At 66.6% G+C, this 14,661-nt stretch carries 13 protein-coding genes; 5 read left to right on the top strand and 8 right to left on the bottom strand.

Annotated features, from left to right (window positions below):
* Window positions 1-147: 147 nt before the first annotated feature.
* The 5 genes from E7T09_RS08815 to E7T09_RS08795 all read right to left on the bottom strand — a co-directional run bounded on the left by E7T09_RS08815 (window position 148) and on the right by E7T09_RS08795 (window position 5,237).
* A complete protein-coding gene (locus E7T09_RS08815; protein WP_136388799.1) occupies window positions 148-639 on the bottom strand; it encodes a hypothetical protein in 492 nt (163 codons plus the stop codon).
* 75 nt (window positions 640-714) lie between these two features.
* Window positions 715-1,275, bottom strand: a complete 561-nt coding sequence (locus E7T09_RS08810; protein WP_168734772.1) for a dihydrofolate reductase family protein — start codon at window positions 1,273-1,275, stop codon at window positions 715-717.
* A 536-nt stretch (window positions 1,276-1,811) separates the two neighbouring features.
* Window positions 1,812-2,786, bottom strand: a complete 975-nt coding sequence (locus E7T09_RS08805; protein ID WP_136388797.1) for a succinylglutamate desuccinylase/aspartoacylase family protein — start codon at window positions 2,784-2,786, stop codon at window positions 1,812-1,814.
* A gap of 297 nt (window positions 2,787-3,083) precedes the next feature.
* Window positions 3,084-4,241, bottom strand: a complete 1,158-nt coding sequence (gene nagA, locus E7T09_RS08800; protein ID WP_136388796.1) for an N-acetylglucosamine-6-phosphate deacetylase — start codon at window positions 4,239-4,241, stop codon at window positions 3,084-3,086.
* 273 nt (window positions 4,242-4,514) lie between these two features.
* Entirely contained in the window at window positions 4,515-5,237 is a 723-nt protein-coding gene (locus E7T09_RS08795; RefSeq protein ID WP_240741697.1) for a DUF72 domain-containing protein, read from the bottom strand.
* Window positions 5,238-5,849: 612 nt separating this feature from the next.
* Here E7T09_RS08795 and E7T09_RS08790 point away from each other — a divergent pair.
* From E7T09_RS08790 to E7T09_RS08780, 3 genes are all read left to right on the top strand, one after another.
* Window positions 5,850-6,137, top strand: coding sequence for a hypothetical protein (locus E7T09_RS08790; protein WP_136388794.1), 288 nt, complete (start codon window positions 5,850-5,852; stop codon window positions 6,135-6,137).
* A 513-nt stretch (window positions 6,138-6,650) separates the two neighbouring features.
* Window positions 6,651-8,258, top strand: coding sequence for a carboxylesterase/lipase family protein (locus E7T09_RS08785; RefSeq protein ID WP_136388793.1), 1,608 nt, complete (start codon window positions 6,651-6,653; stop codon window positions 8,256-8,258).
* Complete coding sequence (locus E7T09_RS08780) at window positions 8,255-9,013, top strand: META domain-containing protein (RefSeq protein WP_136388792.1); 759 nt, start codon at window positions 8,255-8,257, stop codon at window positions 9,011-9,013. The genes E7T09_RS08785 and E7T09_RS08780 overlap by 4 nt, the downstream gene beginning before the upstream one ends.
* Before the next feature lie 127 nt (window positions 9,014-9,140).
* Here the strand turns inward: E7T09_RS08780 and E7T09_RS08775 are convergent, their stop codons facing one another.
* Window positions 9,141-9,950, bottom strand: a complete 810-nt coding sequence (locus E7T09_RS08775) for a GNAT family N-acetyltransferase (protein WP_240741696.1) — start codon at window positions 9,948-9,950, stop codon at window positions 9,141-9,143.
* A gap of 222 nt (window positions 9,951-10,172) precedes the next feature.
* Between E7T09_RS08775 and E7T09_RS08770 the strand changes: the two genes are divergently transcribed.
* Both E7T09_RS08770 and E7T09_RS08765 read left to right on the top strand, forming a co-directional pair.
* Complete coding sequence (locus E7T09_RS08770; RefSeq protein ID WP_136388791.1) at window positions 10,173-11,381, top strand: hypothetical protein; 1,209 nt, start codon at window positions 10,173-10,175, stop codon at window positions 11,379-11,381.
* 314 nt (window positions 11,382-11,695) lie between these two features.
* Window positions 11,696-12,229 (top strand): alpha-amylase family glycosyl hydrolase, encoded by a 534-nt coding sequence (locus E7T09_RS08765; RefSeq protein WP_168734771.1) that lies wholly within the window; start codon window positions 11,696-11,698, stop codon window positions 12,227-12,229.
* Window positions 12,230-12,288: 59 nt separating this feature from the next.
* On the opposite strand, the gene yidD is transcribed toward E7T09_RS08765, so the two are convergent.
* Together yidD and E7T09_RS08755 are read right to left on the bottom strand one after the other, a co-directional pair.
* On the bottom strand, window positions 12,289-12,588 hold the full coding sequence (gene yidD, locus E7T09_RS08760) for a membrane protein insertion efficiency factor YidD (RefSeq protein WP_136388789.1): 300 nt from the start codon (window positions 12,586-12,588) through the stop codon (window positions 12,289-12,291).
* A 349-nt stretch (window positions 12,589-12,937) separates the two neighbouring features.
* Window positions 12,938-13,879, bottom strand: coding sequence for a class I SAM-dependent methyltransferase (locus E7T09_RS08755; protein ID WP_255578423.1), 942 nt, complete (start codon window positions 13,877-13,879; stop codon window positions 12,938-12,940).
* Between the last annotated feature and the right edge of the window lie 782 nt (window positions 13,880-14,661).

Here is a 14,661-nt window from a genome sequence, read left to right as displayed (position 1 = left end):
CTCGAACACCGCCCGCCGTGCCGGTCGCTCAGCGACCGGCACGGCGGGCGATGGGCTGCTGGCCGGTAGCGGGCTGGGAACTGAGCCGACCATGCGGAGCGCACGTGGAGGCGGTGCGGCGGATCTTGGTCGGTGCGTTGGCCACCATCACTCCGCTTTGCCCCTGGAATAGGTATGCGTGAAGTCTGGTGCCCAGGTCACCCCGTCCTTCGAGAGCTCTCCCACAACGTCTATGGTCGTGCCGTCCTCACCAAACGTGCCTGTGAAGCGTTGAAAGAACCCAGGGGCGTCCCGCCACATCGTCCACTTCCCCCCGCCCAGCGTCATCTTGAGCTCCCGCTCCACGCCACGCGAGTCGAAATAGCGTGCAGACAATCCCACGCCCGAGGCGTCGGCGCCGATGATGGCGAGGCTGTCCGGGACGTCGGGATGGCCGAAGTGGGCGCGCTCGATCAGAAAATGCCGACCCTCCAGCCACCCGTAGGTCTTGTACCCGTAGACCGTTTCAGGAAGCGCCACGTGGGTCATGGCCACAAACCACTGGCCCACCAGCGCCTCGAGCGGCTCAAGCGTGGGGGAACGTCCGCTCGGGACATCCTGCGGTTCAGGGCCATTCTGGGAGGATGGTGTGGGTGCCATGGTGACCTCCAGCGTTGGATAGTTCGGGCCACAGGTGAATGGAGGCGAGTCTGTCCACCGGGTCAGGCCGTGCCTCTAGGATCGGGGGAGGAGGTGTGGACGGTAGTCGAGCACCTGGAGCCGACCATCCAGGAGCCGTGAGTCGAGAAGGTCGAGCGACATGTCCGGGAGGCCGCGAAAAAGGGGCTCCTGGCCCGTGTCCCCCAGCACGAGCGGGAAGACGATCAGCCGCAGCCGATCCACGACGCCCATGCCGAGCAGGCTCTGTACCAGGGACACGCTCCCGATCGTGCGAAGGGCCGGGCCAGGTTCGGCCTTCAGCGCCGTGACCGACGACAGGTTCGCTCCGCCGATCCTCCGGCTGTTCTGCCACGCCAGGGGTTCGGGCAGGGATGCCGAGAACACGACCTTCGCGTGATCCGTGAGCTGCTGCGACGAGGGATCGCTACCGGAGGCGGCCATGGTGGCCATCAGTTCGAAGGTGACCCGCCCCATGACGATGTCCTGCGGCCGGGCCATTTCATCCTGGATCCAGGTTTCGAGATCGGGGCCCAGCAGGCCAAAAAAAGCTGGGGAGTGCTGGCCCTTGGCAAAGCCGTCGAGTGTAATGAACAGGTCGCAGTACAGCTGGCGCACGGACGGCCTCCTTTGTTGCTGACTGGGCAGAGGGCGGTCAAATACCGTAATCGTCGTGCGTCCAGTCTAGTGCTGTTGGCTCTGGGTCGCCTCGGCGCGGCAACTCGCGCGCCGTGCCGGGCCTGGGGAACCCTCCGAGGCGTCCGGTTCGCGTCACGGCCGACCTCAATGTGCAGCTTCCCACCCGCCTCGTTCAGGGTCACCACATCCTCCTCCCGCACGCCGCAGGGCAGGTTTGTGAGCGGCCCGTCCACACTGTTGCCGTCCATGGGTTCCACGAGGGCCACCTGGCCTTCGGAGTAGACCACAACCTACCTGAGCACCGAACCTTCAGGGACGAGTCACTGGTGTATTTCACAGCGCGGCGAGTGACCCTCTGAACCAAGCGGCGGCACGGCGACCAGAACGGCACACAGCGTCGTCATGCGCTTCACTTGAAGCCATTCTCGTCATGGCCGGCAGTTCACCTCACGCCGCACCGATGCCTTCAGCTCCGCACATGTCGGGCCCGGCGCGTCATGCTCCACCGCGCGATCTCACGCCTCCGGGGCCTGGCCGTTTTCATCGGCAGGCGTCTCGGTGGTTTGGGAGGCCGGAACACCGATGCCGATCAAGGGATCCCCCTCGTTCATGGCGAGGCTGGTCACGATGAACAGGACGATCCCGCCCGCTGGGGCGTGAAATGGTCGGGGCTCCTGTCCGGTCATGTCTCGTAATGTCCCGACTTCCTGCCCCGGCACGACCACGTCGCCGGCCGCGACACCCGGATGCCACAGGCCGCTGGCGGGCGCCGTGAGCCAGGCCAGGGCGTCGTGTTCGGTGACGGTCGACGGCTCGGGGTCACCCGGCACCATGCCAAGGTGCCGCATCGCGTGTCCCACGCCCTCCACCAGCAGTGAGACTTCCGACGCGCCGCGCAGGCCCTGGCCGCTCGCCTCAGCGATGACGGCAGGGATCCCGTGCGTTCGGGTGACCTCGTACGTCATACCGCGGCTCTCGCTGGCGATCAGGTGTGGCAGCCCGACCGCGAGGGCCAGCTGCCGTGACGGCTCGTGGCCACGCGTGTAGATTGAGAAGGGCTCCAGGGCTTCCACGAGATCCCCCCCGTGCAGGTCGATCAGGGCGTCTGCGCGTGACAGGAACTCCTCGTGGAGCCAGGCGGCGAGTTGTTCCGCATACGTCCCCCGGATCCGACCCGGAAACAGGCGGTTCAGGTTACGCCCGTCGATGGGATTGACGTAGATGCTGCGCTGCCAGAAGGCGCTGGGATTGACGATGGGCAGCACCACCAGCGTGCCGTGCAGGGTGCCTGGATCCGTGTCGGCGAGCCGGTAGGCCGCGTCCATGCTGGCGTACTCTGCGCCATGAACGCCTGCGGTCACCAGCAGGGTCGGCCCAGCCTCCGCGCCGCGCACAACGGTGTAGGGCAGGCGTGTTGCGGGCGTGAGAGGGGCGTCGAGCACCCCGCGAGTGGTCGTTCCGCTGGGCGTGGATTGAATCAGGTCGTGCATGCGGTTACCTCGTGATGGATGGTGCGAACTCCGGTGGGGGGGCCATGCACGTCTCCAAATGTACGGGCATGGGCTCCTGGGTTCTGGCAACGTAACGTTAGCGAGGCCGGGTTGTCTAACCGGTGGCTTGAATTTCAGGCCGCCAGTTGCATCGCGGCCCACCGCTCTCTGGGTCGGTTCGCAACAGGGTCGTGCGCCCAGCAAAAACCGTGCGCCAATGTGGGGAAGTTGCGTTGTATTCCTGCATAAGTTGGAGTTTTATTGTTCCTCACCCTGGACGTCGTCACTTGAACGCCGTTAGGGCTGTGCCACGAAGACGACGTGTCCAGCGACCATCGTCCACCTCACCTGGTACGCGTCGTCCAACAGCACCAGATCAGCGTCTGCCCCTACCGCTATTCTGCCCTTTCGCCGCAACCCGAGCACTGTCGCGGGACTCGATGTGGCCATCATCACGGCGTCCACGAAGGGAATGCCGGCCTGGACGGTGTTTTTCAACGCCTCATTCATCGTCACTGTACTGGAGGCCAGCGTCCCGTCCGCCAGGCGGGCCACCCCACCCTCCACCCGCACCGCGTGCCCGCCGAAGCGGTAGTCGCCATCCCCCAGGCCCATCGCCTGTAAGGCGTCGGTGATGAGCACCATCCCCGGCGCGCCCTTAAGGCGGTGCATCAACCGGACAATCGCCGGGTGCAGGTGCACGTTGTCGACGATGGCCTGCAGGCTCACCTGCGGCTGCTCGAACGCCGCGACCACCAGCCCGGGATCCCGGTGGTGGATGGGGCGCATGCCATTGAAACAGTGGGTGACGTGGGTCGCGCCGTCCTGGAAGGCCAGCAGCGCTTCTTCATAGGTCGCGTCCGAATGTGCAATGGCCACGACCACTTCGCGCTCCCGCAGCCAGGCAATCAACGCGCGTCCCCCCGGCAACTCGGGGGCCAGGGTCACCAGTTTCAGGAGTGGCCCTGCGTGCGTGAGCACCTGCTCCATCTCTGCCCGGCTGGGATGCCTCAGGTAGGCCTCGTTCTGCATGCCTTTGCGCTTGACGTTGAGGTACGGGCCTTCCACGTGAATGCCAGCGATCCTGGCCCCCGGCTCCCGGCCGACGACGGCCTTGACGCACCCGATCATGGCGAGCAGGTCATCGAGGGTGGAGCTGACCGAGGTGACGAGAAACGACGTGCAGCCGGTGGCGGCGCAGGCCCGGGAGACCTCCTCGATGCTGGTGGTGGTGCCGTCCATCATGTCGCGGCCGTTCGCGCCGTGGATGTGCACGTCGATCATCCCTGGAATCAACCACAGACCCTGGCCATCCACCGTGGGTTCGGCGGATGCCTGAGGCGCAGGTTCGTTCAGGAGTGCTGCGACGCGTCCAGCATCAACCTGAACGGCGCCTCGTTCGATCACGCCCTGCTCGGCGACGATGCGCACGTTATTGATCCAAAAGGACGTCATGACTGCCTCCGGTCAGGTAGGTGAAATGGTGCCGCTGGCAGGGCGCCGAGCGCCCGTGAGGCGCCACAACGCGACCTTGCAGGGCGCGGAGTGAGGGGCCGTTCTATCCGATCGTACCAGCGACGTCACCGTGGCGTGCGGCTGAGGCACCTTGCTTCCAAGCAGAACGATGATGGCTGGAGCATCGGCAGGGGGCGGGACACTCCCAGGGTTCCGCTCCACCGCCCAGTGCGACACACACTGATGGCAGACTGGACACACCGCTACTTGGGATCAGTCCTCACCCTGTCGGCCGAGCCATGCGGGCGCCTCGGGTAGCCGGCGCTCCTCGTGGAGGGGGTCGTAGCCCCCGCTGTCCAGCAAGGCCTGGAGCTCGAAGGCATTCTCCAACGCCGCGCCCGCGGCTGTGTTGTCGAAAATCACCCACAGGTCGTGTCCGGCGGGCGCAGCGTGCATCGCCCGCGCCAGCCGCTGGAGTGCCTCCCGCGCATAGCGTGAATAGTAGGTACGCGGTGAGCCATGCCAGCGGTAATACACCGTCTGTGCGAAGCCGCCAGGTTCGGCGGCGTCCGGCACGGCAGCTGGATCGGCCGCCACTCGGCCGACGTGGTATCCGGCGAGGAGGGCGTCCACCTGTGGCGTGAACCAGGAAGAGTGGCGTGGTTCGCAGGCCACAGCAGTCGATGTGAGCTGCCGGAGTTCCTCGAAGAAGGCTGAGGCGACGGCTGCGTCGAAGGCCAGGCTGGGAGGCAGCTGAACGAGCAGGCAGCCCAGGGTGGCCCCAAGGCCCTCCACCTGGGCCAGAAACGGACGCAGGAGGTCGCTGCTCTCGCGCAGCCGGGCCGTATGGGTAACGGCTTTGGGGACTTTGACACTGAAGCGAAACCCCGGAGGGACACTGTGCGCCCACCGTTCGTAGGTTCGGCGCTGGTGAGGGCGGCTGAAGGAGGAATTGATCTCCACAGCAGGAAAACGCGTGCTGTAACGTTCCAACACACTGCCGCCGCCTCCGAAGTGTGCAGCGTTGCCGCTGGCCACGCCCCAACCCGCACACCCGATTCTGAAGACACCAGACGTCATAGGGACTCCTTCTGAAGTTCATTCTCTCAGGGCACCACGCGGGGTGAGACGGCCGATCGCAATGGCTGCGTTGCGTTGGCCGTGGTTCAGCCTAGGTCAGTTTGGCAATCGATTCGCGGGCCACGCCCGGCAGGTGGCTGGCCGTCTTGACCGCCTGCGCATTCACATCGAACTGCTGCGAAGACATTCAGCCGGACAGCCAAGGGGCTGGAGCGTCGTCCCTGCACCATGACGAGGGCGACCGCGACCTCACTATCACGCGGTGTGACCGTGCCGTGCGGCGCGCCGTCCATGCTCTCACGTTAAGCCGGGTCTCGACCAGTTGCAGCCTTGATGCCCGCTCGCTGGACGGAGCCGTACCACGTGACCACTCACGACGGGCCGGGCACGTCCTGCGTAGAGTTCGATGCCATCACCGCCGTAGACGAGGCCCACGCCCTGCTGCAGACCCTGGCTACCGAGTGAGCGTGGATCGCGACGATCAAGTCCAACTGGTGACTGCCGCTCCAGTACATGTATCCGGTGGAGATGCTGGATCGCGCGAACAATTTGAAGTCACATTGCGTCGTGGACAGTGTATGCACGATCGCCCTGTCCCCCCTGGTGTGGATGTTGGTCTGGTTGACGTACCTGAATGGTAGCGCGCACCTCAGCACTCACCTGTTTCAGTTCGGTGGACGGGAGACGCGCGAGCAACTGGACTTCATCATCCGCATGGTGGTACGGGCCAACCCGGCGGTGTTCGCGCGTGGAATGCTGGCGATGTTGCGCTACGACGCGACGGCGGTACTCCCGACCATCCCAGTATCCGCTTGAGTGGTGGCGACAAGGCTACGCTGCCGGAGGCGTCCGCGTTGATGGTCAGGAGCGTGCCGCACGCCACGGAAGTGGTGCTGTCACCTGCTGTGCACCTGGGACTGGTGGAACAACATCAGGAGTGGGCCAACGCTGTCGTGGACCGGCCGTCCCCTGCGCCGACGACTGGTGGAGCCTGACTATGGATTGTGTCCCTATATATGGCAAAGCGACTCGGAGCGGGGAATCCGCCAGGGATTTCACTCTGGTTGATGTCAAGGAACCACGATCGACACGATGCCTACCGGCCCGCCGGATACCGTCGACCTTTCCCGCACGGGCTCGTGCCGGGAGCGGGGGCATTTTGATGTGACAGACCTCATGACGGGCGCAACCAGCGACACTCCGTTACCGATGCGCGAACCCCTTCACTGAGATCGTGGGCAACGTCACTAAATCTTGTCCTTGGCTGCGGCCTGATGGTCAGGTCGCCGTGCTGGACGGAGACGCCAAGCCGATCACACGGAGGCTCCCATGAATTTCAGCCCTGGTCTACGTCATGTCCTCATCGCCGCCAGCCTGACCCTGTCCGCCGCCTCCGCCCAGACGGTCACCGTGCCCACCGATCAGGGGCCTGTGATCGGCTCAGTCGGCACTTTTCAGCAGTTCATGGGCATTCCGTATGCGGCGCCGCCCACCGGGGCCAACCGCTGGAAGGCCCCGCAGCCCGCGCCGACCTGGACGACGCCGCGCGACGCCCGTACGCCTGGCAACATCTGTCCGCAGGTGGTCATCGCCCTGTTCCCCGTGCCCGGCCGCACGCCCGGCGAGATCCTCGGGAATGAGGATTGCCTGTTCCTGAACGTGTACGCTCCCAAAGGAAGCACCGCCGCAAGCAAGCGGCCCGTCATGGTCTGGCTGCACGGCGGCAGCTTCGTCGCCGGGGCGGGCAGCAGTTACGACGCCAGCGTCCTGGCCCAGAAGAACGACATCGTGGTGGTCACCCTGAATTACCGGCTCGGGGCGCTGGGGTTCCTGGCTCTCCCGGCCCTCGATGCGGAGGCCCAGGGGGGAGCGTCGGGAAACTACGGACTGCTGGATCAGCAGGCGGCCCTGAAGTGGGTTCAGCGAAACATCGTCGCGTTTGGGGGTGATCCAGCCCACGTGACCGTGGCCGGGGAATCGGCGGGCGGCATGAGCGTCTGCGCGCAACTGGCCTCCCCGCAGGCGGCCGGCCTCTTCCAGCAGGCCATCATTCAGAGCGGGCTGTGCACGAGTCCCGGCAACGCCGTGCTGCAGAAGGACGCGGCCGCCCGTAACGTGAAATACGCCGACAAGCTCGGCTGCCGCAGTGACGATCTCGCCTGCCTGCGCCGCGCAGACGTGGCCAGCGTACTCACCACGAAGGTGCCCGGCCTGCGTCCCATCAGCAACCTCGTATGGTCGCCCACCTACGGCACGCCCCTTCTGCCGCTGCCGCTGCACGACGCGTTCGCGCAGGGCAAATTCAATCGAGTCCCGGTCATGGCCGGGACCAACCATGACGAGGGCCGCCTGTTTGTCCCGGTGGCCTCTCCGGACGGTTCGCCCGTCTCGCTGGTGAAGTACTGGGCCAGTGCGGGCCTGCTGGTCGGCACCCCGCGCGCGCAGCGGGTCTTGCTGCAGTACCCATTCCGGCGGTATGGCACGCCTGCGCTGGCCTTCGCGACCATGTTCACCGACGGCGTGTTCAGCTGTCCGGCCATCCGGGTAGATAACGCCCTGTCGAAGTATGTGCCGCTCTACGCGTATGAATTCAATGATCCACAGGCCGTGAGCGTGATCAAATCTCCCTCCGATCTGCCGGGGCTGGGCTCCTACCACAGCAGCAGCCTCGTCTATGCCTTCCAGACGCCGCTGGCCGGGGTCGCCGATTCCGGGGCCTTCAGTCCCGCGCAGCGGGCGCTCTCAGACGCCTTCAGTGGGGCCTGGGCGAACTTCGTGAAGACCGGAACACCGAACGCCAGCGGGGCGACCACCTGGCAGGTGTTCGACCCGGCCCACGCGAACGTTCAGGTGTTCACACCGACCAGCGTACGTGAGAGCACGAACTTCACCACGGATCACAAGTGCGCCTTCTGGCTCGCTCTGGACGTGAAATGACCAGCCTCCGGTGGGGGGTGATCGTAGGCGTCCTGGGGGTGTCCGCGACGGCCCAGTCGGGGAGTGGCCAGATTGCGGACGGAACCTGGACACTGACCCGTCTGACGGACGCGTCTGGCCTGTCCACCTTCGGTGGCCCGGGAGCGCCGACCCTCCGGCTGTTGGGCACTGGGATCAGCACGGCCGAAGGCACGCAGGTGTCCGGCTTCGCGGGCTGCAACACCTTCAAGACGACAGGGATCTTTACAGCACAGACGCTTCAGCTGCGCGCCATCGCCACCACCCGCCGCCTGTGCCCAGTAGAGGTCATGGCGGCGGAGCAGCGCTACCTGAACGTCCTGGCACAGGCCCGGGTCTTTGTGCGGCAGGGCACCACCCTGACCCTGACGACCGGGAAGGCGCGGGCCACCTTCGTCTATGGCAGTGACGCGGAGCGGAGCCTGATCACGGAGTGGCGGCTGGTCGGCGCGGGTGGGGGAACGCCGCTGACGCTCAGGTTCGGCGCAGATGGCCGCGTGAGCGGCTCCGGGGGCTGCAATACCTTCATGGGCCGGTTCAGCGTGGAGGATGACACGCTGGCGATCGGCCCGCTGGCGGCGACGCGGAGGGCCTGCGCGACGCCTGACCTGCAGCGTCAGGAGCAGACGTATTTGAATGACCTTCAGCACGTGCGTACCTTTCAGGTCGGCGGCGCGCTGCTCACCCTGGTCACGTCGACTGGACAGGCGCTGCAGTTCGCTCGGCCGGTGCACTGAGACGCGGTCGACCGATCTGCTCCTGCTTCCGAGGAGGCGCGGCGGCCGCGACGGTGACGTGGGGAGGCAGGCGGTGCCAACTGTGGTCACGGGCATGGCTCGAGGTGCGTCTTACCCGGACGAACATCTACTGTACCTGCAGGAGGAGCTGCTGGCGCTCGGCTTCGCTGAAGCCCACCGAGGCGTAGACCCGTTTCGCAGCGCCGTGGTCGTCGGCCACAATCACCAGGGTCTGTGCGCCGAAGTGCGCCTGCGCGTGTGCCCCGGCGAACTGCACCAGCGACCCGGCCAGGCCCTGGCGACGGTACGCCGGATGGGTGCCGACGCTCTGGTAGCGCAGCAGCCCTGCACCGTCGGTGAACACCCCGAGATCCGCCGCCAGGATGCCGTCGACGTACGCCCCGTACCACTGACCGAGTCCGGCCCGGCACATGGCCCGCAGCCCACGCAGGTGGGCGGCCTTGAATGCCCGGTACGGCGCTTCCTCATAGTCATCCTCGCGGCTGGCCACCTGGGTCTCCAGCGCCTGTGCCCAGGCCTCGTCCGTGTCCGGCACCACGCGGTAGTCGGCGGCCCGGTTCGGCTGCGGTGGAGGGGACAGGGCCGGGGCGGACATCACCAAGTTCTCCTCGAGGCGATAGCCCGCATCCAGGAACTCCTGGAATTCAGGGACTCGCGCAGCCGGCACGTCCCAGCCGAACAGCCGGTGAGGCGTGGTCGGCGGCTGGCCGACGTGCGACGCGAAGAGCGCTTCCCAGCGCGGACGGTCGCCCGGGCGCGGGGGCTCACGGAAGACCAGCAGATTGCCGAAATACTGTGACGGACTGGAGGGGTTGGTGAGGGCCACGGCGTCGCCAAGGTCGACAACCTGACCGTGAAAACGCGTGAAGATCGAATCGGTGCGGTAGCCCAGCGAGCGCAGGTGCAGGGGAGTCATGAAAACCTCAGTGGACAGGGCGGTGCCGCGCACCTCTACCGTGCGAATCCAGCGGTCGGGATGACCGGCGGTGGCCATACCGTAGCGTCGTCAGGACGGCGCGCGGATGGTGGCGCGTCGTGAGAGCTCCATCCAGTGGTGTGTGCCCCACTGGCCTGTACACCATAGGGGTGCCAGTAGTCCATCATGCTCCAATCACGCTGGTGAGGGCACAGTGCTCCCATGCCACGACTCCTGACAACCCTGCTGGCCGTCGGCACGGCCCTGGGCCACGCTGACGCGACTCCAGCCCCCCGTGTCGCCTACCTGAAAGGCGGTGAGGTCTGGGTCAGCGCCGGGGCGACCCGTCCGGCCACGCGGGTGCCCGCCTCCCAGGGAGCGGTGCTCCTGGCCGCGTCGCCCGCCAGTGGCACCCTCGCCTTCCTGACCGGCCCGCCCGGCGCTGACGTGAACGCCGACACAGCACCGCTTCTGACCCCTTACCTGAGCAAACGGCCGTACACGGCCGCCGCTGCCTTGTCGACCCTGGTGCCCGACCGATCCCTGGCCCGATTGCCGGCCCGCTGGCTGACCTGGGAGGGCGACGGCCGCACCTTGATCGCCGGGACGGACAGCGGCACCGTCGGCTGGAACCTCGTCACGCACAAGTCGGTTCTTCCCAACCAGACGCCGCTGTCCCAGACGACGTCCAGGGATGGCGACGTGACGGCCACGCTGGGCAGCATCCAGTCGCCGGACGACCCTGGCGTGCTGCTCTACGGCCCCGGGGCACGCCCCGGCACCGAGGTCTTCAGCCGCCGCCTGCCGGGGAACGTGATGGCCGCGCTGCGCCGGCAGCCCGCCCTGACGGCGTTCACAGCCGCCCTCGACCCGAAGGCGCAGGCGCAGGATGGCAACTGGGTGGTCACGCCGCCGCAGGTGACCCGCGACGGCCGGCGCGTGTATTTCGCCACGAACGCCGGGTGGGGGGTGGGCAGTGGAGGCGCCACGACCATGGCGGTGTTCCAGGTGCAGGTCTCGGACGTGACCTTGAGCGCCCTGGGCTGGCTGGGCACCTTCGAGGGCAGCGCGCTGGAGGTGGTGCCCTCGCCGGATGGGCGGACGCTGCTGCTGCTGAACACCCGGCACGTGAGCAACGACCAGGTGTCCACGACAGGCGAGATCGCAGACGTGACGGCGAAGACTCGGCTGGCCCTGAAGGCCCTGACGCCGCCAAAGGGGCAGACGAGCGTGCTGGGCGGGGCATGCTGGCTCGCGGACAGTCGGCTCGTGGCGATCAGCGTGGCGCAGCCGAAACTGGCCGATCTGAGCGCCATGAACCAATTCATGCCGCCGACCTCGACGTTCACGCTGCTGGTGATTGACGTGCACACGGGCATGGTGACGCAGCGCATCCCGGGCGCGACCCAGCCCGCCTGCCTGCCCGCGTGAAGACGTAGGGGCTACACCTTCACCGTCAGCAGCGGCTCCTGTCGGTGGCACAGAGCGGTTGGCGCAGGGAAATCGCTCCATCACCGCGGGCTGACGACTGCGCTGGATTGGGGCCGCTTGGACTGCGGGCGGTTCAGATGGTGTAGATCCACGGAAATCCTCCCTAATCGCGGGCCAGCTCAGCCAGCCGGTCGTCGTGGGCGTGAATACGTTCCAGAAGCGGGAAATCCGCGTCAAGAACGCCCTGACCGCCGACGCCTTCGCGCGCCTGGCAGACCCTGCGCGAACGCGCCCCGCGCGGCATGGAGGCCGGCATGCTGACCCTGAAGGGCAGCCATGACACCGGCCGCGTGCTGACCGAGTGCGGTGGGGACATCCAAAGCGTGAAACTCCTGTACACGCTGCTGCTCACCACCCCCGGTACGCCACTGATCTACTGCGGCGACGAGAACGGCAGGCAGGGGGCCAACGACCCCGATTGCCGCCGGCCGATGGTCTGGCAGCAGGCGCAGTGGCATGCGGAGCTCCGGGAGCACGTGCGGCAACTGATTGCCCTGCGCCGTGCCCATGTGGAACTGCGCCGGGGCATCGTCCACCTGCGGCACGCGGATGACCGCATGGTGGTGTACGAGCGCTGCCTGGGAGATGCGCGCTCGCTGGTGGTGGTGAACAACACCTACGTGCCCAATGGGATCAGCGTTCCGTGGATGGGCGAGGCCGACGCTCCGTGGGCCGGTCGGCTGAGCGGCCAAGGGTTCCGGGTTTCGGGTGGACAGCTGGAGCTGAGCGCCTTGGCGCCCCGCAGCACGGCTGTGCTCCGGCCAGCGGGAGCACGACACGCTGGGTAAGCGGTGACGCCGCGCTCATCACTGGCCCCCGAGCGGAACGCGTCGGACAACCGTGGGCCTCAACCGCAGCGGAAGGGAAGGGGCACTGGCCCACAGCAGCACATGCCCTGCACCCGCGCGCCACCCGTCCCCTGCACCGCCTGGAGGTGCCCGGACACCTGACGGCACGCCTGGAAACGTGCCGCAATCGCTTGGCGACTCCCAGCCAGACCCTGCTGTGCGATCAGGCGCTGCACGGCAGCCGAACAGGACTCCCCGCCATAGAACGCGGCGTGCGCACACCGGAAGCCCTTGAGCGGGGACAGCCACTGCCGGTAGGCGTCGATGGAGAGCAGGAGGGCGGGTGTCAGGAGGTTCATGCGTGACGGTACCGTGCGTGCCTTGCCCGGAACCCTGGGCTTGCGTGAACTCCACATCATCAATGCGCTCACGGGACGGGGCCAGCTTTTTAGCCCAGCCGGTTACTGTCGTTGCTCGGATTCACGTCCGCCTTCACCAGAGTGAGCCGGTCGGACACGCACATGACCATCTCTGCGCGCACCGGAGCTGATTCGACGTGCGGTGGATGTACATCCAGCGGGAGGGGTCAGTCCTGGTCAAGCGGAGGAGCTCCGAGATCTGAAGTGGGGGTGGTGCTGTTCTGCCACGTTGTGCAGCTGCGAGGACTCGCCTTGCAGCCGTCACACCACCATCTGATGTTCAACGGCGTCAAAAGAAGGCGTTCACGCGGGTCGCGTAGGCCACGTCGGGATGCCGGGGGAGCGGCAACGCCAGCGCATGGGGTGGCCCATACTGCTGTACCACCTCCGCATGCGGGGGCCCGCCGACCTGATCGAAGCCCACGGTTCGAAGGAGCTCGCAGAGTTCAGACGGATCAAAGGCTGTCTTCAGTGCCTCGCCCACCTCAACGAGACGCTGGGCCAGCGCCTGACTTTCAAGGCCGAGGCGGCCCCGGCGCATGTAGGACACGGCCACGTCACTTCCGACCTCCAGCTGAGCGGCCCAGCGCAGCAGGCCCTCCACGGAGGGGCGGGTCAGGTACATCGTGACGCCGAGGCAGGACACGAAGGTCGGGAGGTCAGCCCGGAATCCGACCAGGTGCAGGCTGCCGGACCAAGCCTCATCCTCCAGGTCGGTTGGGACGAAGCGAAGGTTGTCCGGCAGTCCGATCTGGGCCGCTTGAAGACGCTGGCGCTTGAGGGTCTGGGTGCCGGGGTGGTCAACCTCGAAGATGCGGAGGTCATCGGCCCAGTGGGGCTGCCGGTATGCGAAGGTGTCCAGACCCGCTCCCAGGACAACCAGTTGGCGCACATCGCGTTTCAGGGCGTCATGCAAGCGGTCCTCGGCGAAGCGGCTGCGGAACACGACATGGGCCCGCAGCGCCCGGGAGGCCTCCGTCTGGTACTGCCCCCGGTGCTCTCGAAGGTGCTGGATGGCCTGCGGGGCGAGGAGTTGGAGGGTCACGGCATCGTCCAGCAGGTGCGGCGGTGGGTCGAGCAAGGTGGGGCGGCGCGCAGGAACGCCACTCCGCACGCCGTATGACTGTGCGTCTGCTCGCTCACGGGTCGCAGTGTAGGCGTCACCGGCGCCTCTCAACCGCACCAGACCGCCGTATGGCCGCCGGGCGTCGAGGTTCCCTGCCGGTGACATCAGGAGAGGAACACCGCTCCAGTTCAAGGTAGTGCGGGTGCTGCTCACCAGGAGCTTGCTTAGAGACAAAGGCGCCAGGATGGCAGAGGAGTAGCCCCTGGGCTGTCAGTGGTGGATTCCGGTGGCCCAGTCGACGAGACGTCTGTTGGCGTCAGGTGCGCTGATGCCAGGTTCAGCTGGACTGAGGTCGTCGGGACTCGCCGTTCTGGCGGTAATCACGGCAACACGCCTGTCCGAAACGAGCTGTGCCGTATCCAGGCGATGGATGGAAACATCGCCTTGATGTGGCGGTTGGGCCACCCTGAAGATCAGCGATGTTCGGAGTGATGCCCATAGACCTCCGTTTTCCGGTGTCCGTGTTGTGCTGGATCCCTTGACGGCCGTTTCCTGTCCAGCACGTCATCGCCATTGACTCCAGACCATCTCCAGACCTGGGTCTTCCTTTCACAGTGGGCGATCGTGGGCAGTCACGAAACCCACTGGGCTCCCAATCACCTGTCCATGGCCCCACGGGACGTCAGAGGGGCGTCACAGGAGCGTGCGGGTGCGGCGACGGCACTGTAACGGGAGGGTTCCTATGGTGTGTTCAGCGCTCAACCCCAGCCAAGATCCGAACTGGAGCGCCTTCATCCCCGACCTGTCGCCCCCACACATCGGTGCAGACCTCCTGGTCTGTGCCCAGGGAGGACTGTTCCTGCCCAAGCCCTCAGACCGACCCGGAGTGACATCACCGCGCGCCCTTCCTCCTGTCTGTGCAGCCGCACAGCCCTCATCCGCGTCAA

It is taken from the genome of Deinococcus sp. KSM4-11 (genome assembly GCF_004801415.1).
Classification (GTDB): Bacteria; Deinococcota; Deinococci; order Deinococcales; family Deinococcaceae; genus Deinococcus.
Note: the sequence above shows the minus strand (reverse complement) of the source record. Positions and strands in the feature narration are given on the sequence as shown.